The 20,493-nt window shown below is 28.5% G+C and carries 22 protein-coding genes; 21 read left to right on the top strand and 1 reads right to left on the bottom strand.

The features are described 5' to 3' along the window. Position 1: 1 nt before the first annotated feature. Genes nuoD through CVOLT_RS07175 form a run of 12 tightly spaced genes read left to right on the top strand, consistent with a single transcriptional unit; the run spans position 2 to position 14,098 of the window. Positions 2-1,228 carry an NADH dehydrogenase (quinone) subunit D gene (gene nuoD, locus CVOLT_RS07230; protein ID WP_039666106.1) on the top strand — a complete coding sequence of 409 codons (1,227 nt, stop codon included), beginning with the start codon at positions 2-4 and terminating at the stop codon, positions 1,226-1,228. Next, positions 1,225-1,452: an NADH-ubiquinone oxidoreductase subunit E family protein gene (locus CVOLT_RS07225; protein WP_039666105.1), complete on the top strand. Its 228-nt coding sequence runs from the start codon at positions 1,225-1,227 to the stop codon at positions 1,450-1,452. Before nuoD ends, CVOLT_RS07225 begins: the two co-directional genes overlap by 4 nt. Further along, entirely contained in the window at positions 1,449-2,162 is a 714-nt protein-coding gene (locus tag CVOLT_RS07220) for a hypothetical protein (RefSeq protein WP_039666104.1), read from the top strand. The genes CVOLT_RS07225 and CVOLT_RS07220 overlap by 4 nt, the downstream gene beginning before the upstream one ends. Further along, positions 2,159-4,612: an NADH-quinone oxidoreductase subunit G gene (locus tag CVOLT_RS07215; protein ID WP_039666103.1), complete on the top strand. Its 2,454-nt coding sequence runs from the start codon at positions 2,159-2,161 to the stop codon at positions 4,610-4,612. Before CVOLT_RS07220 ends, CVOLT_RS07215 begins: the two co-directional genes overlap by 4 nt. Continuing rightward, entirely contained in the window at positions 4,609-5,607 is a 999-nt protein-coding gene (gene nuoH / locus CVOLT_RS07210) for an NADH-quinone oxidoreductase subunit NuoH (protein WP_039666102.1), read from the top strand. The genes CVOLT_RS07215 and nuoH overlap by 4 nt, the downstream gene beginning before the upstream one ends. An 8-nt stretch (positions 5,608-5,615) precedes the next feature. After that, positions 5,616-6,242, top strand: a complete 627-nt coding sequence (nuoI, locus tag CVOLT_RS07205; protein ID WP_039666101.1) for an NADH-quinone oxidoreductase subunit NuoI — start codon at positions 5,616-5,618, stop codon at positions 6,240-6,242. Continuing rightward, positions 6,235-6,738 carry an NADH-quinone oxidoreductase subunit J gene (locus tag CVOLT_RS07200; protein WP_039666100.1) on the top strand — a complete coding sequence of 168 codons (504 nt, stop codon included), beginning with the start codon at positions 6,235-6,237 and terminating at the stop codon, positions 6,736-6,738. Before nuoI ends, CVOLT_RS07200 begins: the two co-directional genes overlap by 8 nt. Then, positions 6,738-7,049 carry an NADH-quinone oxidoreductase subunit NuoK gene (gene nuoK / locus CVOLT_RS07195; RefSeq protein WP_039666319.1) on the top strand — a complete coding sequence of 104 codons (312 nt, stop codon included), beginning with the start codon at positions 6,738-6,740 and terminating at the stop codon, positions 7,047-7,049. The genes CVOLT_RS07200 and nuoK overlap by 1 nt, the downstream gene beginning before the upstream one ends. Further along, the gene (gene nuoL / locus CVOLT_RS07190; RefSeq protein ID WP_039666099.1) at positions 7,037-8,839 is read left to right on the top strand and encodes an NADH-quinone oxidoreductase subunit L; all 1,803 of its coding nucleotides are present in this window, start codon (positions 7,037-7,039) and stop codon (positions 8,837-8,839) included. Before nuoK ends, nuoL begins: the two co-directional genes overlap by 13 nt. 1 nt (position 8,840) lies before the next feature. After that, a complete protein-coding gene (locus CVOLT_RS07185; RefSeq protein WP_039666098.1) occupies positions 8,841-10,313 on the top strand; it encodes a complex I subunit 4 family protein in 1,473 nt (490 codons plus the stop codon). Next, positions 10,313-11,710: an NADH-quinone oxidoreductase subunit N gene (locus CVOLT_RS07180; RefSeq protein ID WP_039666097.1), complete on the top strand. Its 1,398-nt coding sequence runs from the start codon at positions 10,313-10,315 to the stop codon at positions 11,708-11,710. Before CVOLT_RS07185 ends, CVOLT_RS07180 begins: the two co-directional genes overlap by 1 nt. A 24-nt stretch (positions 11,711-11,734) precedes the next feature. Beyond that, entirely contained in the window at positions 11,735-14,098 is a 2,364-nt protein-coding gene (locus CVOLT_RS07175) for a tetratricopeptide repeat protein (protein WP_132037975.1), read from the top strand. Here the strand turns inward: CVOLT_RS07175 and miaA are convergent. Further along, entirely contained in the window at positions 14,095-14,958 is an 864-nt protein-coding gene (miaA, locus tag CVOLT_RS07170) for a tRNA (adenosine(37)-N6)-dimethylallyltransferase MiaA (RefSeq protein WP_039666096.1), read from the bottom strand. The two genes, CVOLT_RS07175 and miaA, sit on opposite strands and share 4 nt — an antisense overlap. A gap of 69 nt (positions 14,959-15,027) precedes the next feature. Here miaA and mqnP point away from each other — a divergent pair, with 69 nt between their 5' ends. From mqnP to CVOLT_RS07125, 9 genes are read left to right on the top strand one after another with little or no spacing between them, the layout of a single operon-like run. Continuing rightward, positions 15,028-15,903, top strand: coding sequence for a menaquinone biosynthesis prenyltransferase MqnP (gene mqnP / locus CVOLT_RS07165; protein ID WP_039666095.1), 876 nt, complete (start codon positions 15,028-15,030; stop codon positions 15,901-15,903). Next, entirely contained in the window at positions 15,894-16,394 is a 501-nt protein-coding gene (locus CVOLT_RS07160; RefSeq protein ID WP_039666094.1) for a hypothetical protein, read from the top strand. Before mqnP ends, CVOLT_RS07160 begins: the two co-directional genes overlap by 10 nt. Beyond that, a complete protein-coding gene (locus CVOLT_RS07155; RefSeq protein ID WP_039666093.1) occupies positions 16,391-16,915 on the top strand; it encodes a hypothetical protein in 525 nt (174 codons plus the stop codon). Before CVOLT_RS07160 ends, CVOLT_RS07155 begins: the two co-directional genes overlap by 4 nt. Before the next feature lie 9 nt (positions 16,916-16,924). Beyond that, a complete protein-coding gene (gene moaA / locus CVOLT_RS07150; protein WP_039666092.1) occupies positions 16,925-17,890 on the top strand; it encodes a GTP 3',8-cyclase MoaA in 966 nt (321 codons plus the stop codon). After that, positions 17,890-18,639, top strand: a complete 750-nt coding sequence (locus CVOLT_RS07145; RefSeq protein ID WP_039666091.1) for a 7-carboxy-7-deazaguanine synthase QueE — start codon at positions 17,890-17,892, stop codon at positions 18,637-18,639. Before moaA ends, CVOLT_RS07145 begins: the two co-directional genes overlap by 1 nt. Further along, the gene (locus CVOLT_RS07140; protein ID WP_039666090.1) at positions 18,636-19,220 is read left to right on the top strand and encodes a 6-pyruvoyl trahydropterin synthase family protein; all 585 of its coding nucleotides are present in this window, start codon (positions 18,636-18,638) and stop codon (positions 19,218-19,220) included. The genes CVOLT_RS07145 and CVOLT_RS07140 overlap by 4 nt, the downstream gene beginning before the upstream one ends. Continuing rightward, complete coding sequence (locus CVOLT_RS07135; protein WP_039666089.1) at positions 19,220-19,420, top strand: hypothetical protein; 201 nt, start codon at positions 19,220-19,222, stop codon at positions 19,418-19,420. Before CVOLT_RS07140 ends, CVOLT_RS07135 begins: the two co-directional genes overlap by 1 nt. Continuing rightward, on the top strand, positions 19,420-19,830 hold the full coding sequence (locus CVOLT_RS07130) for a hypothetical protein (RefSeq protein ID WP_039666088.1): 411 nt from the start codon (positions 19,420-19,422) through the stop codon (positions 19,828-19,830). The genes CVOLT_RS07135 and CVOLT_RS07130 overlap by 1 nt, the downstream gene beginning before the upstream one ends. Continuing rightward, positions 19,831-20,493, top strand: coding sequence for a 16S rRNA (uracil(1498)-N(3))-methyltransferase (locus CVOLT_RS07125; RefSeq protein WP_039666087.1), 663 nt, complete (start codon positions 19,831-19,833; stop codon positions 20,491-20,493).

Below are 20,493 nucleotides of genomic sequence, written 5' to 3'. Positions count from 1 at the left end.
AATGCAAATTTCTACTAAATTAAAACCTTATTATGAAAATATAAGCTTTGAGCGAGAAGATGGGGTGATGATAGTAAATCTTGGCCCTCAACATCCTAGTGCTCATGGAAATTTACGCCTTATTTTAGAGCTTGATGGAGAAGAAATTATCAAAGCTTCTCCTTGTATAGGCTATATGCATCGTGGTATGGAAAAAATGGCTGAAAATATGATTTATCAAGAATTTATTCCAACTACTGATAGGATGGATTATATAGCAGCAAGTGCAAATAACTATGCTTATGTAGCAGCGGTTGAAAAACTTTGTGGTTTAGAAATTCCACGCAGAGCAAGTGTGATAAGGATGATTTTGCTTGAGTTAAATCGCATTGCTTCGCATTTATTATGGCTTGCTACTCATGCACTTGATATTGGTGCTATGACTGTATTTTTATACTGCTTTAGAGAGCGTGAATATGTGCTTGATTTGATAGAAAAATATTGTGGTGCAAGACTTACACATTCTTCTATGAGAATAGGCGGAGTTATGCTTGATTTACCAGATGGATTTTTAGATGAGCTACTAGCATTTTGTAAAAAATTTCCAAATGATATAAAAGATTATGAAGCCTTGCTTGATGATAATAGAATTTGGCGTATGCGTACTGAAAATGTTGGCGTAGTAAGCAAAGAACAAGCTTTAAGCTGGGGCTGTAGTGGAGTGATGTTAAGAGGTAGTGGAATTGCTTATGATATAAGAAAAGAAGAACCGTATTTGCTTTATGATGAGGTAGATTTTGGAGTGCCTGTTGCTAAGATGGGTGATTCTTATGCTAGATATAAAGTTTATATGCAAGAATTTAGAGAAAGTTTGAAAATTTTAACCCAATGTGCTTTTTTATATAAAGATACTCCACCTCAAATTTTATGCGAACATCCTGAGTATGTCAGTGCTTCAAAAGAACAAATCATGACTCAAAATTATTCTTTAATGCAGCATTTTGTTTTGGTTACTCAAGGTTTAAAACCTCCAAAAGGAGAAGTTTATGTGCCTACTGAAAGTCCTAAAGGTGAGCTTGGATTTTTTATCCATTCAGATGGAAGTGGTAGGCCTTATAGATTAAGAGCTAGAACCCCTAGCTTTTTTCATTGTGCATTTTTAGAAGAAATGCTTGTGGGTTCATATTTGGCCGATGCGGTGGCAATTTTAGGAAGTATAAATATAGTTTTAGGCGAGATAGATCGATGAGACGGGTGGATTTAAGAAAAAGTCAAAATTTATTTCAAGATTTAAAAAATATCATAGATGATGCTTGTATGGGTGAAGTTTTGGTTGTTTTATTTGAAATAGGAGATTTTTCAAATGTAGAAAAAAGCTTTGCTTTTGTTAAAGAGCAAAATTGTGAGCTTTTAAATTCTTTAAAATTTAATCAAGTAGATTGGACTATAGTCATAAAAAAGGCAAAACAATGAAACTAGCTAAATATCAAGAAGGTTTTAATGCTTTATGTTTTACAGATTTACTTTCTTTAAAAAATCCAAATTTAAATGCAAAACTAAATAGTAGTAAAAACATCAATATCTCTTGTATCCAAGATAATAATTTAAATGCGACTTTTTATAAATGCGAGATTGCAAGTGTGTCTTTTGTTTTGGCGTTATTGTGCAAAATGAGTATGGGTGGTTTTGATGATTTAGATGAAGGGTATTTAAGTGCTGAATCTTGTTTTGGAGAAGAAGAGGCTTTAGAAGTTTTAGAATTTTTGCAAAATGCTAAATGTATAATCTTTGATGAAAATTTAAAACAACACAAAGATTTTGAAAATATCAAATATTTTTTAACTAAGCTTTGTGAAAAATTTAATCTTATTTTAGTTTGCACAGATGAAGAAGAAAGCGTTTTAAGTGTGCAAAAAGAATTTGATGATTTATTAGAACTTGATAATTTTGATGGTATTGTTGTCTTAAAAAATCGACTTAAAGATTTAAATTTACATTGCTCTGCTTCTTTTGCTTTGATTGCTAAAGTAAAAGATCAAGATGATATAGAATTAAAACTCAATAATCAAATTTTTAAAACCAAAGTTTGTATTGATCCAAATTTAAAAGGAACTGTAGCTTTATATGATTATAAAAGCGATGATTTTGCTTTTGCAAAAGCTCAGATTAAGGTTATAAAATGAAAGTCATCATTAATGGTATAGAGTGTGAAGCAAATGAGGGTGAGTATATTTTAAATGTAGCTAGAAAAAATGATATTTTTATTCCTGCAATTTGTTATTTAAATGGCTGTTCTCCGACTTTAGCCTGTCGTATGTGTATGGTAGAAGCTGATGGTAAAAAGGTTTATTCTTGTAATACTAAAGTTAAAGAAGGTATGGTTATAGAGAGTGATTTGCCAAATTTATGGGATGAACGAAATGCTATCATGCAAGCTTATTGTATCAATCATCCTTTGCAATGTGGAGTTTGTGATAAATCAGGAGAATGTGAATTGCAAAATTTTACTCATAAAGCAAGAGTAAATGTGCAAAATTATTGGATTAAAGATACGCACAAAGAGCATAAAAAATGGGGTGAGATTAATTATGATCCTGCTTTATGCATAGTTTGTGAAAGGTGTATTACAGTTTGTAAAGATAAAATTGGCGAAAGTGCTTTAAAAACTACTCCAAGAGGTTCAAATGCACCTGATGCTAGTTTTAAAGAGATTATGAGTAAAGACGCTTTAGCAATTTGGACTAAATTTCAAAAAAGTTTAATCGCTCCAAGTAATGGAGATATGCTTGATTGTTCATTTTGTGGAGAATGTACTAGCGTATGTCCAACAGGAGCTTTGGTAGGTGGAGCTTTTCAATATACTTCTAATGCTTGGGAGTTAAAAAGAATTCCAGCAAGTAATCCACATTCTAGTGATTGTGAATTGATGTATTATGATATCAAACAAACTAGTATCAACAATCAAAAAGAAAAAATTTACAGAGTTAGTAATGATTTTACCTTTGCAACGCTAAATAAAGCTGCAAGATATGGTTTTAATACGCAAAATGAAGTAGAAACTAAAGATGTAAAAGCTTTTGAAAAATTAGTAAAAATGATACAAAATCAAGAAATTAAAAATATCAAATTTAATAGCTTTATCACAAATGAAGAAGCTTTGATCTTGCAAAATATTAGTGATAAATTTGAAATTAATCTTATCAATGACGAAGCTAAAAAATTTCAAGATTTTCTAAATGTTTTTTATCAAAATGCTAATGCTATTTATAATGCTAACACTCAAGATATCACTCAAAGTGATTTTTTAATCATCGCAGGATCTTTTTTAAGATATGACGCACCAACTCTTGGATATAAGGTTAATAATGCTTTAGTGATGAATAAAGGCTCAGCCTTATATTTTCATCCTATTAAAGATAAAGGTGTAGATAAATACTCTAAAAATCTTTTGCAAATTAACTATGATATTAAAAATAATGAAGATATTTTGCTTTTTATCTTGCAAAAATTTGCAAAAGAACTCCCGCTAGATTTGCAAACTATTGTTGAAAAAGCATACTATGAAGATAGTAAAGAAATAGAAGAAACTATAAACGAAGAAGTGATTGAAAAAATAGAACGCGAAAATGAAAATGGCGAAATAATTATAGAAGAAGTAAAAAAACAACTTCCTAAAAAAATTCAAAAAACTATACAAGTTAAAAGATCTATTTATGCTAAAAATATCAGCTTAGATGAAGATATTTTAGAAACTTTATTAGCTAAAAAGCAAAATTTTACTCTTATTATAGGTAGTGATTTTTATTATGATGCAAAAAGCACAGAACTTGCAAGACTTTGTGCTTTGGTGCAAAAACACACTGAATTTAAAGTATTTTTGATTCCAACTTGTACTAATACTTTAGGTGTGAGTTTGATTTGCAATTTGCAAGATGCTTATAAAGAAGGAAAAATTTTAGGTTATAACGAACAAGGTGATTTTACTTTTTCTTATGATGGACATTGTGATTTAGCAAGCTCTAGTTTAAATCAGCAAGAAGGAAGCTTTGTAAATTATGATAAAAGATTGGTTCCTACCAATGCAGCTTTGGAATTTAAAGGATATTTTTTAAATGATTTAGCAAATGCTTTAGGATTTAATGAAGAATTTACTATAAATTATACCAAGTTTTTACCGCAAGATAAGGGCTTTAGAGCAATTGAATTTGATGATTTGAACAATTATTATGACAATGGTGGAAAAAACCATCGTGGCTATGAGCTTGATTTTTCCAATTTAAAATTAGAAAAAAAAGAATTTAACACTCAAAAATTAGATGAAAATGATGGAAATTTAACCCTTTATTTTGCAAATAGCATACATCAGTTTGGAAAACTTAGTAATAGAGCTTTTAACGAGGTTGGAGCTTTATTTTTATCAGCTGATTTGATGAAAAAATTTGATTTAAAAGATAATGATAGCGTTATTTTAAAATCAAAACATACCCAGCTTGCACTTAGTGTTAAAACAGATGAAAATTTAGAAAATGGTGCATATTTGGGTGATTATGATAGCAAGCTTAATACTCAAGATTTGTTTCAAGGTTTGCGTTATATTAAAGTGGATCTTGAAAAAACAGGAGCAAAAATATGAATGATATTACATTTTTTATTATAGAAACTATCATTAAATGTGTTCTTGTTATAGCAGTTTTTGCTACTTTAGCAGGAGTTGCTACTTATCTTGAAAGAAAGGTTTTAGCTTTATTTCATCGTCGTTTAGGGCCTGATATGGTAGGACCTTTTGGTTTATTACAAGTTGTAGCTGATATGATAAAACTTTTTACAAAAGAAGATATAGTGCCAACTTATGCACAAAAAATTGTTTTTTTAATCGCTCCTTTAATAGCAGCTATTTGTGCTTTTGTTGCTATAGCAGCTATTCCTATTTTTCCTGAATTTACTTTATTTGGCAGAGTAATTCGTCCTATTATAGCTGATATTAATGTGGCATTGTTGTTTGTTATTGGCATGGGCGGAATGAGTTTTTATGCTATTTTTTTAGGCGGTTTAGCAAGTCATAATAAATGGTCATTGTTAGGTGGAGCTAGAGGGCTTGTTTCTATCATTTCTTATGAGAGTGTGGCTGGACTTTCTTTAGTTTGTGTTGTAATGCTTGTAGGATCGTTATCTTTAATAGATATTAATAATTATCAAAGCGATGGAATTCTTTCTTGGCTTGTTTTTAAACAACCTTTAGCTTTTGTATTGTTTATCATAGCTATTTTTATAGAGACAAATAGAACCCCACTTTGTTTAAGTGAAAATGAAACTGAGCTTGTATCAGGTTATGGCACAGAGTATTCAGGGCTTAGATGGGGTATGTTTTTTATAGGTGAATATACAGCTATGATAACTGGAGCGATTATGATATCGCTTTTGTTTTTGGGTGGTTTTAATGATTTTTGGATTATACCTGGAGCTATTATGATGCTACTTAAAGTATCTTTTGTGTTTTTTTGGTATTTTTGGGCTAGGGGAGCATTTCCACAGCTTCGTCCTGATCAAGTTATGAAAATGTGTTATTTAATTTTAATACCTTTGGCGGTTTTAAATTTATTAATTAGTGCTTTAGTGCTTGTGATATAGGAAAGATTATGAAAAAAGGTTATTTTAAAGTAGATTTTGAGCGTAAAAATCCTACAAATGCTTATGAAAAAATCATACAAGTGATTAAGCGTTCTTTAAATACCGAGCTTTTTGTGGGTTTATATGTTGTTTTAAGAGAAATGTTGAAAAAAAATAATAGCGCAACGATTAAATATCCTATGGAAAAAGTTGCTTTAGATGATAGATATCGTGCGGTTCATCGTTTGATGCGTTTTATTGAAAGTGAAAACGAATGTTGTATAGGTTGTGGATTGTGCGAAAAAATTTGTATTAGTAATTGTATAAGAATGGAAACATCTTTAGGTGAAGATGGGCGTAAAAAAGTAGAAAATTATAGTATTAATTTGGGGCGTTGTATATATTGTGGGTTTTGTGCTGATGTATGCCCTGAGCTTGCTATTGTTCATGGTAAAGAATATGAAAACGCAGCAGAGCAAAGATCGTATTTTGGTCAAAAGCAAGATTTTTTAACTCCAATTGATAAATTAAAAAACCAAGTAGTATTTGAAGGTAGTGGTAGTCTTAGAAAAGATGCTGATGATTTAGTTAAAAAAACTCCAAATTATTATGATGTAGATTTACAAAGAGAAAATACAAAGGAAGAAAATGTTTGAGACATTAGCCTTTTATATATTGAGTGTTTTGGTGTTAGGATTTTTTTTAGTGAGTGTATTGAGCACTAGTGTGCTTTATGCGATTAGCTCTTTGGCTGCAGGTATGGTTTTTTTAAGTGGATTTTATTTTTTATTGGATGCTGAATTTATTGGGGCGATACAAATTATCGTTTATAGCGGTGCTATCTTAGGACTTTATAGCTTTGCTATGATGTTTTTTGATGCCTCTATTAAGGTTAAAGAAAGTTTAAAAAATAAAAGATTTTTTATCTTAGCTGTGATTTTTAGTGCTTTTTTGCTCATAGGTATAATTTTTGGTCATGATATAAATGCCTATGAAACATCTTTTGAGATTTTAACTTCAACGCAAGAAATTGGTTTTATATTATTTACTAAATACATGCTTGCTTTTGAATTTATGGCAGTTTTGTTACTTATTGCTTTAATTTGCGCCATTGTATTAACTCAAAAAAGCATACAAAAGGATAAGCAATGATGCTAGAAAAATACTATGTAGTTGCTATTTTAATGTTTGCTATAGGATTGATTGGCATTATAAAGCGTCAAAATTTGATCATGCTTTTTGTATCTAGTGAAATTTTACTCAATGGAGCTAATTTGGCTTTAGTTACAGCAGGAGTTATGCACAATAGTATCGAAGGACAGGTTTTTGCTTTATTTATAATGGGAGTAGCAGCTTGTGAAGTGGCTGTTGGGATAGCTCTTTGTGTGTTGTGGTATAGAAAAACTGGAACTTTAGAAATTAGCTCTTTGGCTGAAAAAGGAGATGAAAAATGCAAAATTTAGCCCTAATAGCACTTTTTTCACCTTTGCTTTCTGCGATTATTTTAGGAGTGTTTGCTTTTAAGCCTAAAAAAATTTTATTAGGATATCTTGCTTTTGTTTTGATTTTGATTTCAGCTATAGCTTCTGTAGTTTTATTTATAAATAATGCACATTTTGATTTTACTTTGGGCACTTGGATATCATTGCTTAATGTAGATTTTGGCTTTAAGATAGACACTATTACCTTAGTGATGATGTGTGTAGTTGGTATTGTTTCAACTTGTGTGCATTTATATAGTATATTTTACATGGAAAAAGATGAAGGCTTTAATCGTTATTTTAGCTATCTTGGGCTTTTTGTATTTTCTATGATGTTTTTGGTGATGAGTGATAATTTTTTAGGACTTTTTATAGGCTGGGAAGGTGTAGGGGTATGCTCTTGGCTTTTAATAGGTTTTTGGTATCAAAATCGAAAATACACCTTTGCTGCTAATGAAGCATTTATTATGAATCGTATAGCAGATTTAGCTTTACTTTTGGGAATTTTTTTAATTTATTTAGAATTTGGATCTTTAACTTATGATAATGTTTTTGCTCTTTTAGTTTTGGGTTATGAAGATAATAAAATTTTAATTTTAATTGCGATTTTACTTTTTATAGGAGCTATGGGAAAATCAGCACAATTTCCTTTCCATACTTGGCTTGCTGATGCTATGGCAGGACCAACGCCAGTTTCAGCATTAATCCATGCTGCGACTATGGTAACGGCTGGAGTTTATTTGGTGATTCGTGCTGGAGATCTTTATTTTCAAGTGAGTGAAGTGGGTTATTTTATAGCAGTATTAGGTGCTTTTGTAGCTTTATTTGCTGCATCTTTAGCTATGGCGGCTAAAGATTTAAAAAGAATTATCGCATATTCTACTTTATCTCAGCTTGGCTATATGTTTGTAGCAGCTGGACTTGGAGCTTATGCTATAGCTCTTTTTCATCTTGCAACTCATGCGTTTTTTAAATCTTTATTGTTTTTGGGTGCTGGAAATGTTATGCATGCTATGAATGATAAATTAGATATTAGTAAAATGGGCGGACTTTATAAAAATATGCGTTTTAGTGCTGTTTTAATGAGTATAGGATCTTTGGCTTTAGCTGGAATTTATCCTTTTGCAGGGTTTTTTTCTAAAGATTTGATTTTAGGATTTTCTTTTATAAGCCATCATCATGGAATTTTTTTGGCATTATTGATTGCAGCTTTTATGACCGCATTTTATAGTTTTAGACTTTTAATGTTGGTATTTTTTACTCCAAAAAGACATGATGAGCACCCTCATGAAGCAAGTAAAATAGCCTTACTTGCGATGACTCCGCTAGCTTTACTTGCTATTATAGCAGGATTATTTGAGCATAAATTTATGGAATTTGTAAGTTTGGATTTAACTTTCATTGAAGCTCAAAATTCTTTAGTGATGAAACTTGCACTTGGTGCGGCAATACTTGGAATGCTTTTGGCAATCATTGCTTATAAAAGAAATTGGTTTAAGCCATCTATTTCTAATACAAGTTTATACAAGCTTGTATCAAATGAATATTTTATTCCAAAATTTTATCATCAATTTATAGTGCAAAAATATACTTTATTTTGTGAATTTTTAAAAAGAAATGATAAAGAAATACTCGATGCTACTATAGATGTCATAGCGCAGTTTTTACAAGCTTGTGGAAAGACTATTATAGTCAAAGGAGATTTGTCTTTGGTTTTAAGAATATCTATTTTAGCATTTGTTTGTTTGCTTTGCTTGGTTTTGGTGGTGTAATATGTTGAATTTATTGATATTTTTTCCATTTTTTGCTGCTTTGGCTGCATTGTTTTTAAAAAAAGAAGAAGGTAAATTTTTTGCTGTATTGGTTAGTTTTTGCATTCTTGCTTTGAATGTATTTTTATTATACAAATATCAAGAAGGTATTGCTTATGAATTTGAATTTAGCTTTTTAATGGCAAGCTATCATATTGGTGTTGATGCAATTGCGCTTTATTTGATGTTGCTTTGTTCTTTGATGATATTTTTGTCTTTTGTGTGTTTGGATATACCTGATAAAAGTGTTGTGGTAAGTATTTTTTTATTAGAATTTTGTATGATGGGGCTTTTTGCTTCATTGGATGCAATTTTGTTTTATATATTTTGGGAATTTTCTTTAATACCGCTTATTTATCTCATAGGAAGATATTCTAATAACTATAAAGCAGGAATTAAATTTTTTGTTTATGCATTTTGTGGATCTATGTTGATGCTACTAGCTATTATTTATACAGGATATTTGTATTTTAAAAGCTTTGGTTATTGGAGTTTTGATTTATTACAATGGTATAAAAGTGATTTTTTCATACCTGAAAATGCACAAAATTTAATTTTTATAGGATTTTTTATAGCTTTTGCGATTAAAAGTCCTTTGTTTCCATTTCATACTTGGGCGCCATCAGTATATGCTAAAAGTCCTACTTTGGTTTCTGTGATGCTAGTGAGTTTTAAAATGGCTCCTTTTGGAATGATACAATTTATTTTACCTTTAACAGTAGATGCTTTAAATCATTATTATTCTATTTTGGCAATCTTGTGTATAGTTAGTATTTTATATGCAGGATTTATAGCTTTTAAAAGTAAAGATTTAAAAGAACTTATCGCTTATAGTTCTATATCGCATTTGGGTGTTGTGATGTTAGGGATTGTGAGTATTACTAATGATGGCTTAAGTGGTTCTGTGTTTTATATGTTTGCTCATGGTATAGTTACTGGAGGCTTATTTTTACTTGCTTATATGCTTTATCAAAGATACAATACTTACGAGATAAGCTTTTATAAAAATTTAGCCAAAAAAGCACCTTTATATAGTGTATTTTTTGGTATTTTAATGTTCTCATCAATATCTTTACCTTTGACTATATCTTTTGTTGGGGAATTTTTAATTTTACAAGGTATAGCAAGTGTGAATTTATGGTATGCATTATTAGCTGGTATAGTGATAATACTTGGAGCTATTTATATGTTAAATCTTTACAGAGATATGTTTTTTGTTCCATCAACCCAAGAAGATAAGATAGAATTTAAACTTAAAAGTGGTGAAATTTTTGTTTTAAGTATTTTGAGTGCTTTGGTGATTTATTTTGGTATAGCGCCAAGTTATATACTTGATCAAATTTCAACTAGTGCAAATGCTATTCTTGAAGTAATACAAATTAAAAATGTTGTTTTAGAAAATCAAAAAATTATAGATAGTATAAGAGGTTTATAATGGGTGGGTTTAATTTAGAAAACTTAAATTTTGTATTGTTATGGCCTATGTTATCTTTATTTTTTTGGGCTATTGTTTTATTGTTATTGAGTGCTTTTAAAAATTTTTCTAAAAGTTTTTATACGAGCGTTAGTGTTATGGCGCTTTTGGGTAGTTTTTGCCTTTTGTGTGTTTTTAATGGATTTAGACTAGATAGCACAAGTGCTTTTTTTGGTTTGTTTATTAGTGATAATTATTCTATTTTTGCACAACTTATTATTATAATCTTTTCTATTTTTTATTTGATTATGGATAAAGAAGACAAAAGGGCTGAATTTTTTTCTTTGTTTTTGTTTATGATAGGAAGTTTTATTTTAATGATATCAAGCACTAACTTGATAGTCATTTTCCTAGCCTTAGAAGGCTCTTCTTTAGCTCTTTATACACTAATTGCCCTAAGAGGAACGCATAATGCAATTAGTGCAAGTATTAAATACTTTACTATTGCTGCTGTTGGGGCTGGATTTTTTGCATTTGCTTGTGCTTTTGTGTATTTAAAAATTCGTTCTTTGGATTTGATTGATTTGTTGAATTCAGAATATATTTCAGATCCTGTTTTATTAAGTGCTGGAGTGATGTTTTTAGTTATAGTTGGGATTAAACTTTCCATAGCTCCTTTTCATTTTTGGTTGAAAGATGTTTATTATGGAGCTCATACTAATTTTGTAGCCTTTATTTCTGTTGTGCCAAAAATAGCAATGATTGTAGTGGTTTTAAGAATTTTTTCAGCCTTAGGTGGAGGTGTGAAATTTGAATATATTGTTGCATTTTTGGCTATGTTTTCTATGTTTAGTGCTAGTATAGCAGCTTTAGTGCAAAATGATGTTAAAAAAATGCTAGCATATAGTTCTATAACTCATTCTTCTTTTGTATTAGCTATTATAGTATCTGGTATAAATTTAAATTCTCAAGAAGGTGGTGTCGTTTATTTGATAGCTGTTTTGGCTTTATTTTTATATTGGATTGCTTTTGCTTTTGCTAATTATGGTTTATTTTTAATATTAAGTTTATTTAAGAAAAGTTCATATGAAAGTTTTGCTGGATTATTTGATAAAAATCCTATTTTAGCAGTTGTATTAGCTTTGTTTGTTTTATCAATAGCTGGTATTCCTCCATTTGGAATTTTTTGGGGTAAATTATTGATTTTAGCTTCGATTTTAAATTCAGGCTATTATGCAATGGTATTTACCATCGCACTTAGTTCAATGATTATGATTTATCCGTATTTGAAAATTTTAATTTATGTATTTTTTAAAAAATCAGACAATATCACACATGAACAATTAGCCATAGAGCAAAAAATAATCTTAGGCATTTGTCTTGCTGGAAGCCTTGGTAGTGTGTTTTTGCTTTTGTAAAATAATATTGCTATAATCACATTTATGATAAGAATATTATTTTTACTTTTGCTAAATATAAGTTATATATTTTCATTTGAAATATTTGTCAATAAAGGTGAAGACGCGAGTGTTCCTTTTAGTATATTGCATTTAAAAGATAGTAAAGACTTTGTTTGTAAAGATATTTCTCAATCGCAAAATAATTATTTTGAATGTAAAATTTTAGGCATAAGTAGTATGCATTTTCAAGATAGAGAATTTGATGATTTTGTGATTAAATTTAAAAAAGAACAAACTTATGTCAATATTTTTATAGAACCAAAAGCTCCTGTAAAAATGTACAGCTATTCTCAAGAGCTTTTTGACTCAGAAGAAATTCTTAGTCCAAACCCAAACGCATCTAATCATTTTGTATTTATATTTACTAAAGACATCAAACGAGAACAAGTAGATGATGGCTTGGATTTTAATACTTATTTTAATGATGGTTTAATGCCATATATTGGTGCTTTGGATTTAAATTCAAATCCTATGGAAAGTTCTAAAAGTGCTGATTTTAATACTTATTTTAGTATTAAAAAAGAATATGAAGCAAAAAAATACGATCAAGTTTTAAGAGATGCTAATAATGCCATTAAAAGATATCAAGGCAGTGTTTTTATGAGCGAATTTGAGCTTTATAAATTAAGAGCGCAAAATCAACTTTATACCTATACTTTAGACAAAGATCAACAAATTTTAGGAGAAATGCTTGAAGATGCTAAACGATGGACTAGAACTTATGTAAATGATAAAGATTTTACAGAAGTTATGTATATTATGATGAGAATTTACATAGGTTTATCACAAAGATCTAATGTAGAATATATCATAAATCTTTTAAGCACAGAACATAAAAACGATCCTTATACGGTTATGGCTATGCTTGATTATGCAGATTATTTGTATAATCTTGGGAAAAAAGATATGGCGGTTGAAATTTATGAAGATGTTTATTATTCGACTCAAAATCAAAATTTAGCAAGTAGGGCAGCATTATTTTTAGCTAGAAATTATTTAGAGCAAAAAAATATTCAACAAGCCAAAGATTTAAGCAATAAAATTTTAGACTCAAACCCAAAATTTTTCGTGAGTGATTTGGCAAATTCTTTGATTTTAGCTAAAGCTTTAGATAATAACAAAGCTTATGATGTAAGCTCAAAAATATATGAATATATTTTTAAAAATTTGACCAAAATCGATAAAGATTATGAAAGAGTTTTGAAAGAATTAGCTTTTTCATTGCTTAATGCTAAAAAATATAATCAAGCCCAACAATACTTAGACCTATACACAGAAGAATTCCCTCTAGGAGAGTATTTAGCTCTTATAAAACAAGCTCAAGATAGAAATTTTTTATATTTAAAAGATAACAATTCTACTTATTTGCATCAAAAATATGAAGAAATTATGACTAAATATGCAGGAGAAATTTCAAGCAAGGCTCTTTTTGATAATGTAAAATTATATTATAAAGAAAAAAATTATGAAAAAGTGATTTCTTATAAAAATGAAATAGAAAAGTATTCTAATAAAGAAGTAAAAGATATTTTAGAAAAATCAGCTATTGAAATTTTAATTCAAGAACTTAAAAAAGATGAATGTTTAGAAGCAATTAAAACTTATGATACTTTTAAAGAATACAATATAGGCAATAAAATTTACAATAAAAAACAAATGTTAGCTTGTTTTAAAAGAACCTTACGCATAGAAGAAGCTAAAAAATATATACTTGAAAATGAAAAAGATGATGAGATTTATTACAAGCTTCAAGGGGCTGATTTAGCTTTAAAAGATAAACAATACCAACAAGTCATTAAAACGGTTGATGATATTTTATCTACTCGCACTATTGTTAGCAATGAGGAAAAATTTGAAGCTAATTATCTTAAATTTTTTGCTCAATTGAAATTAGAAAAATATAATGCTATGGTTGAAACTTTGCAAAAATTAGAGCGTTTTGATATGAATTATCGTATGGTGGAGCTTTATTATGAATTTTTATTATTTTGTGAGAAAAATAATTTTATCACCAATATCTTAACCTATGCACCAAAGGCTATTGATTATCAAAATTTAAAAGGTGTGAATCTTTTTTCTCCAGATTTAGAATTTATGTATATTAAAGCCTTGCAACAAAGCAATCAAGATCAAAAAGCTTTAGGTTTGTTTAAAGATTTATTAGCCAATCCTTTAAAAGCAGATGAAAGAGCTAGGGCATTTTATCTACAAAGTAGTGTTTATGAAGATTTAAACCAAACTCAAAATCAAAAACAAAGCTTGCAACAATGTTTAGATATTAACACAACAAGTGATTGGCAAAATTTATGTAAAGAAAAAATGGATATTTTAAATTCTCAACCTTAATTTATAAATTTTTTTCTTAGTTTATCATATGCTACATCGTAGCTTAGTTGGGTTTTGTTAAATTTTTTATTAAAAGTTCTTTGTCGTTTGGCAAGTTGTCTTGTATGTATGATGATGAGCTCTTCTAATTTGTTTAAAGATATTTTGTGTTCAAAAAAACTTTTGCATTCTTTTAATCCTATGCAATTTAAAGCTTTAAGATTATTATCAAAATTTTCAAAAAGATTTTTTGCTTCATCTAGCAAGCCTTCTTTGAGCATATTTTTAGTGCGTTTAACAATGCGTTGTTCTAAAATTTGCTTATCCCAAGTGATTTCAAAAATATCTAAATTTTTTATCAAAGGCTCTTGCTTGCTTTCTTTTAAAACTTCGCTTGGAATTTTTTTACTTTGTTCATAGATACCAAGCCATTTTTTCAAACGATAGGTGTCGTTTTTTTCTATTTTGGCATTGGTGTCGATTTTTTTCATTAAAGTATAAATTTCATCATTACTAAGTAAGCTTTTACTTTCTTGAAAATGATCACTAAGACCATCCATTAAAGCTTTTAGATAAAAACTAGTTCCACCTGTTATGATTAAAGCTTTGTTATTTTCCTGTGCAAATTCTTTAGCCTTTTTGTATTCTTGAAAAAATAATGCTATGTTAAAATGTTCATCAATATCGATTAAATTTACACCAAAATAATCAAGCTCTTTAAGGGTTTTTTGATCAGTTTTAGCAGATGCTATGTTGATTTGTTTATACACACAAAGACTATCAAGACTTAAAATACTTGCATTAAATTCATAAGCTAGTTTGTTTGCAAGATCAGTTTTGCCACTTGCTGTAGTCCCAATAAGTGCAAATTCAAAAAACATCGTAAAAATATCCTAAATTTAAAATTATTTTAGTAAAATCATAACAAAAATATATTTAAAGAGTGGAAAATGAACTTATTTAAAGACAAATTAAAAGATATTTTAGAATTAATTGTTTTTAAACATTCTATTTTTGCTTTACCATTTTTATTTGTTTCTATGATAGTTGCTTCAGTAATTTTAAATAACAGCACTTGGTTTGGATTTAAGGCTTTATTTTTAGGCGTTATTTGTGCTATTAGTGCTAGAAATTTTGCAATGGCCGTAAATCGTTTAATGGATGAAGATATCGATAGAGACAACCCTCGTTGTGCAGATCGTCCAAGTGTTGATGGCCGTATAGGAAAAAGCAATATTTTGATTTTTATTATTTGTAATGCAATTGTTTTTGTTTTATCTGCTTATTTTATAAATAAACTAGCTTTTGCTTTATCTTTGCCAGTATTGTTTATACTTGCAATTTATTCAGCGTTTAAAAGATTTTCTTCCTTAGCGCATTTAGTGCTTGGTTTTTGTTTAGGTCTTGCTCCTATTGCAGGAAGTATAGTTGTACTTGGAAAAATTGAAATATATAGTGTGATTTTATGCTTAGGTGTTACATTTTGGACTGCTGGTTTTGATTTGCTTTATGCCTTGCAAGATATGGAGTATGATAAAAAAGTTGGATTATATTCTATACCTGCTAAATTTGGTCTTGAAGCAACTTTGTTTATTTCGGCTTTTTGTCATGTTTTAGCTGTGCTTTTTTGGCTTTTGTTTGTTTGGGTAGCTCCAACTGGCAATATAGCGTTTTTAGGAGTGATAATTAGTGCTTTGATTTTATTTTTTGAGCATAAAATTGTTAGGAAAAATTTTGCAAAAATCGATAAGGCATTTTTTACTCTAAATGGCTATTTGAGTATAGTATTTTTTATTTTTATTTGGGTTGATCTTGTATGGAAATAAATTTTTTTAAAAGCTCTTTAGATATTGAATTTGAAGAAATTTCAATGCGATATGATGAATTTTTACAAGAATATTTAACAAGTAATAATTTTGTAAATTTAAACAAATGGAAAAAGCTTGCATCAAGGATTGAATTAAGCGAAGGTGAGCAGTTGATTTTTGATTTATTGTTAGATTTAAAACAAGAATTTTTTTTATTAAAAAATGCTATGAATCAAACAAAATTATATGTAAATTTAAATAATCAAGAAGAACTAGAAGGGGTAAATTTTTCTCATTTGAAATTTAAAAATGAGTGTTTAATAAGCGATCAAGAATACTATGGAAGAATGGAGCTTAATGGACAAAAAATATGCTTTTTCTTTAAAGCTTTAAATCAAAATGAAGCAAAAATAAGTCAAATGAAAAATGAAGATGAAAATATTTATAATAATTTTGTTGCAGATATGCAAAGAGTAATGATAAAAATTTTAAAGGAGAAAAGCGAGTGAATACAGATATCTTATTATGGTTGGTTGTTGTAATTTTGATATTTGCTTTGTTTGTTTATATGATAATACGCGAAAAAGAAAATGCAGCTAAATTTAACGAATTAGGAAAAATTGTAGAAGATTTAAACAAACAATATCATTATTTAAAAAAAGATAGTCAAGAAGATATTTTAGATGTAGAAAAAGAAGAGCTAGATATAGAATTAATTAAAGAAGAGCTCAAACAAGAGCTTGTGCAAATTTTAGAAAATAAAATTCAACAAAATATACTCCCAATACTTGGTGCTTTAAAAGAAGTAGAAGAGGTTATAGAAGAATTTCAAAGTGAGCAAAAAAATAGACTTTTAAATTTAGAACAAAAAACCCAAAGCATTACCAAATTAAGTCCAAGTTATGATAATGAAGAGCAAAAGGTCATAGAAATGTTTGAGCAAAAAAAATCTATAGAGCAAATTGCAAAAGATCTACGAATAGGAACTGGTAGAGTAGAGCTTATTTTAAAATTTAATAAGCTTATATAGGATTTTTTTATGTTGATTGATAGTTATGGTAGGGTGATTGATTATTTAAGAATTTCTGTAACTCAAAGATGTAATTTTCGTTGCTTGTATTGTATGCCTAAGACTCCATTTGAATGGAGCGCAAAAGAAAATTTGCTTTCTTTTGAAGAACTTTTTATGTTTGTTAAAGTTTGCATTGATGAGGGTGTTAATAAAATTAGAATCACCGGTGGTGAACCATTAGTTAGAAAAGATTTGTATAAATTTATAGCTATGATTAGCCAATATAAACAAGATATCGATCTAGCACTTACTACCAACGCTTCTTTGCTAAAACAACAAGCAAAAGACTTAAAACAAGCTGGTCTAAAAAGAATTAATATATCATTAGATACTTTAAAAGAAGAAGTTGCGTTTAAACTAGCACAAAAAAATATACTAAAAGATGTTTTAAATGGTATAGATGAGGCTTTAAATTTGGACTTTAAGATCAAATTTAACACCGTAGCTTTAAAAGATATCAATGATAAAGAATTTATCGATCTTTTAGAATTTGCCAAAGAGCGCAAGTGTCAAATTCGTTTTATAGAATTTATGGAAAATTATCATGCTTATGGGGATTTAAAAGGGCTAAAATCAGAAGAAATTTTAAACATCATAGCGCAAAAATATACATTTAAACCATGTGAGAAAGTTCCTAATGCACCTGCTTCATTATATGAGCTTAGTGATGGTTATCGTTTTGGGGTGATTGATCCACATAGTCATGATTTTTGCGATACTTGTAATCGTATTAGACTTTCAGCTGAAGGTCTTTTGATACCTTGTTTGTATTATGATGAGGCTTTGAGTATAAAAAAAGCTATTAGAAATAATGATATAAAAGCAGCTTGTGAGGTATTAAGAACGGTTATAAAAAACAAATCAGAAAAAAATAGATGGAGCAATGAAGATAACAAAAGTTCAACTAGGGCATTTTATCAAACAGGTGGATGATGGAAATTGTTGAGACTTTTTTAAGCATCCAAGGTGAAGGAAAATATAGCGGAAAATTAGCTATTTTTGTTAGATTTGCAGGGTGTAATTTTAATTGCGTTGGTTTTGGTGTTAGTAAATGTAAAGATGATAAAATTTTTGTAGGGTGTGATACTATTAGAGCAGTGTTTGTTAAAGAATTTGCATCTACTTATGAAAAATATAATGCTAAAAATTTATTTGAAAAAATTAATTTTTTAAAAAAAGATTTTAATCCTATTGTGGTAATTACTGGCGGAGAACCTTTAATTCATTATAAAAATGAAGAATTTATTCAATTTATTTGTTTGCTTTTAGAAAATAATTTTTGCGTACATTTTGAAACTAACGCTAGTATAGAGCTTGATTTTATAAAATATAGTATGTATAAAGATTGTTATTTTGCTTTGGGCGTAAAATTAAGCAATAGTGGCATAATAAAAGAAAAAAGGATCAATCAAAAAGCATTACAAAATTTCAAACAATACGCTAAAGATAGTTTTTACAAATTTGTTTTAGATGAAAATATTATACTAGAAAATAAAGCTTTGATAGAGATAAAAGAAATTTTACAATTATGCGAAAATGAAGTTTTTTGTATGCCAATGGGAAGCACACAAGAAGAAATTTCTAAAAATGCCTTAAGTGTTGCTGAATTTTGTTTAAAAAATGGATATAATTACTCCGATAGATTGCATATTAGACTTTGGGGAGACAAAGAAGGCGTATGATAATTAGAAAATTATTTGAATTTGAAAATGCTCATATAGTTAGATTTTGTAGTTCCAAACGATGTAAAACAAGCATACATGGCCATTCTTATAAGGTTGAAATTTTATTAGAAAGCAAGTATTTAGATAATGCAGGAATGGTTTATGATTTTGGCTTATTAAAAGACGAAATTAAACAAATTATCGATAGTTTTGATCATGCTATTACTTTGTATAAAGATGATGATGAGCAATATTTAAATGATATGAAAAAACACTCAAAACGCTGGGTAATGTTACCTGTAAATGTGAGTGCTGAAAATTTTGTAAGAGTTTTTTTTGTGCTTATTGATGCTTTGCTTAAAAAAACTAAAATGATAAATGGCGAACAAGGTGTAAATTTACAAAGCATTATAGTTCATGAAACTAGAACAGGCTATGCGCAAGGATTTAAAGAAGATGCTTATAGTGAATTTTTGCCTAAGATAAATTTGCAAGATATTGAATTTTCAAAAGCCATCCAAGAAGAATGGAAAAACAAAGATTTTTATAATCAACTTAAAGATGAAAAATTTATCTTTATCAATCAAAAGGAGGTTTGATGAAAAAAATTTTGTTATGTTTTATGGTTTTATTCTTTTATGCATGTTCTAGTGAAGATAAAAAAAGCAATACTAAAGAAATTCAAACAGAAAATGTGCAAATTGAACAAAGTGATTCTAATGTACAAATTAACGATGAGACTCTTCCTTTACCTGTTGATGATGAGGTTAAAGATGAAAATACAACTCAAGGACAATAATGGATCAAAATTATGAATTTTTTTTAGCCATCCATGTTTATAGTTTATATACTAATGGATTTTTAATGCTATTTTATTTGTATTTAACACAAAGTTCTTTTTCACAAGAATTTATCTTTATTAGAAGAATTCGTTTGTTTTTGCCAATTTATTATTTATTTTTAGCTATAACCTTATTTACAGGTAGCTTATTGTGGGCTTTAAAGCATTTTGAAACAAATTTATATATTTTATCAATGTGGCTTGCGTGGGCTTTAATTTTTGCTTTAGCAATTTATCAATTTGTTTTATTTAAAAAAGCAAGATTATTTAAGCGTTATGCAAAATTTAGATTTTTGAGTTTTTTTATATTGTGTTTGGATATTTTTTTACTTTTTACTCCTTATTTGCTTCAAAGGTTTTACCTATAAATGCAATTTTTATATCATGCTCAAAGCGGTGATGAAAATTTAAAAATAGAAAACCAAGCTTTGTTGCATTTAAAAGCAAGACGCTTGAAAATAAATGATGAGTTGATTTTTAAAAATTTAAAAGATAATTTTGCTTATATTTATGAATGCATACAAGTAGAAAAGAAATTTTTTCTTTTTAAATTAAAAACTAAAAAGGAAGAAAAACCACAAAAAATTTCAAACATCCATCTTGCTTTAGCGGTGGTTGATCCAAAGGTTATAGAAAAAATTTTACCTTTTTTAAATGAATTAGGAGTTGAAAAACTTTCTTTGGTTTATATGCAATATTCTCAAAAAAATTTTAAACTAGATATGCAAAGAATGGAAAAAATCCTTATAGAATCATCTCAGCAATGCGGTAGAAATTCTTTGTTAAAGATTGGAATTTTTAAAAATTTTGAAGAATTTAAGACAAAATATCAAAACATAGTTTTAATTGATTTTGAAGGTGAAAAACTGAGTGATTTTGATCCTTTAGATCATGTTTTTTTGGTTGGTCCTGAAGGTGGATTTTCCTTGGAAGAAAGATTAACATGTAAAGTAAAGGCTAAAATGGATCACCCTTTTATATTAAAAGCACAAACTGCTATTATAGCTTTAGCTTCAAAATTTGCAATTTAA

It is taken from the genome of Campylobacter volucris (assembly GCF_008245045.1).
Taxonomy (GTDB): Bacteria; Campylobacterota; Campylobacteria; order Campylobacterales; family Campylobacteraceae; genus Campylobacter_D; species Campylobacter_D volucris.
This window is presented reverse-complemented; position numbering and strand designations above follow the sequence as displayed.

What these genes read in the sequence shown, in the direction of transcription:
- nuoD (WP_039666106.1), top strand. Translation starts at nt 2, where the DNA reads ATGCAAATTTCTACTAAATTAAAACCTTATTATGAAAATATAAGCTTT.
- CVOLT_RS07225 (WP_039666105.1), top strand. Translation starts at nt 1,225, where the DNA reads ATGAGACGGGTGGATTTAAGAAAAAGTCAAAATTTATTTCAAGATTTA.
- CVOLT_RS07220 (WP_039666104.1), top strand. Translation starts at nt 1,449, where the DNA reads ATGAAACTAGCTAAATATCAAGAAGGTTTTAATGCTTTATGTTTTACA.
- CVOLT_RS07215 (WP_039666103.1), top strand. Translation starts at nt 2,159, where the DNA reads ATGAAAGTCATCATTAATGGTATAGAGTGTGAAGCAAATGAGGGTGAG.
- nuoH (WP_039666102.1), top strand. Translation starts at nt 4,609, where the DNA reads ATGAATGATATTACATTTTTTATTATAGAAACTATCATTAAATGTGTT.
- nuoI (WP_039666101.1), top strand. Translation starts at nt 5,616, where the DNA reads ATGAAAAAAGGTTATTTTAAAGTAGATTTTGAGCGTAAAAATCCTACA.
- CVOLT_RS07200 (WP_039666100.1), top strand. Translation starts at nt 6,235, where the DNA reads ATGTTTGAGACATTAGCCTTTTATATATTGAGTGTTTTGGTGTTAGGA.
- nuoK (WP_039666319.1), top strand. Translation starts at nt 6,738, where the DNA reads ATGCTAGAAAAATACTATGTAGTTGCTATTTTAATGTTTGCTATAGGA.
- nuoL (WP_039666099.1), top strand. Translation starts at nt 7,037, where the DNA reads ATGCAAAATTTAGCCCTAATAGCACTTTTTTCACCTTTGCTTTCTGCG.
- CVOLT_RS07185 (WP_039666098.1), top strand. Translation starts at nt 8,841, where the DNA reads ATGTTGAATTTATTGATATTTTTTCCATTTTTTGCTGCTTTGGCTGCA.
- CVOLT_RS07180 (WP_039666097.1), top strand. Translation starts at nt 10,313, where the DNA reads ATGGGTGGGTTTAATTTAGAAAACTTAAATTTTGTATTGTTATGGCCT.
- CVOLT_RS07175 (WP_132037975.1), top strand. Translation starts at nt 11,735, where the DNA reads ATGATAAGAATATTATTTTTACTTTTGCTAAATATAAGTTATATATTT.
- miaA (WP_039666096.1), bottom strand. Translation starts at nt 14,958, where the DNA reads ATGTTTTTTGAATTTGCACTTATTGGGACTACAGCAAGTGGCAAAACT.
- mqnP (WP_039666095.1), top strand. Translation starts at nt 15,028, where the DNA reads ATGAACTTATTTAAAGACAAATTAAAAGATATTTTAGAATTAATTGTT.
- CVOLT_RS07160 (WP_039666094.1), top strand. Translation starts at nt 15,894, where the DNA reads ATGGAAATAAATTTTTTTAAAAGCTCTTTAGATATTGAATTTGAAGAA.
- moaA (WP_039666092.1), top strand. Translation starts at nt 16,925, where the DNA reads ATGTTGATTGATAGTTATGGTAGGGTGATTGATTATTTAAGAATTTCT.
- CVOLT_RS07145 (WP_039666091.1), top strand. Translation starts at nt 17,890, where the DNA reads ATGGAAATTGTTGAGACTTTTTTAAGCATCCAAGGTGAAGGAAAATAT.
- CVOLT_RS07140 (WP_039666090.1), top strand. Translation starts at nt 18,636, where the DNA reads ATGATAATTAGAAAATTATTTGAATTTGAAAATGCTCATATAGTTAGA.
- CVOLT_RS07135 (WP_039666089.1), top strand. Translation starts at nt 19,220, where the DNA reads ATGAAAAAAATTTTGTTATGTTTTATGGTTTTATTCTTTTATGCATGT.
- CVOLT_RS07130 (WP_039666088.1), top strand. Translation starts at nt 19,420, where the DNA reads ATGGATCAAAATTATGAATTTTTTTTAGCCATCCATGTTTATAGTTTA.
- CVOLT_RS07125 (WP_039666087.1), top strand. Translation starts at nt 19,831, where the DNA reads ATGCAATTTTTATATCATGCTCAAAGCGGTGATGAAAATTTAAAAATA.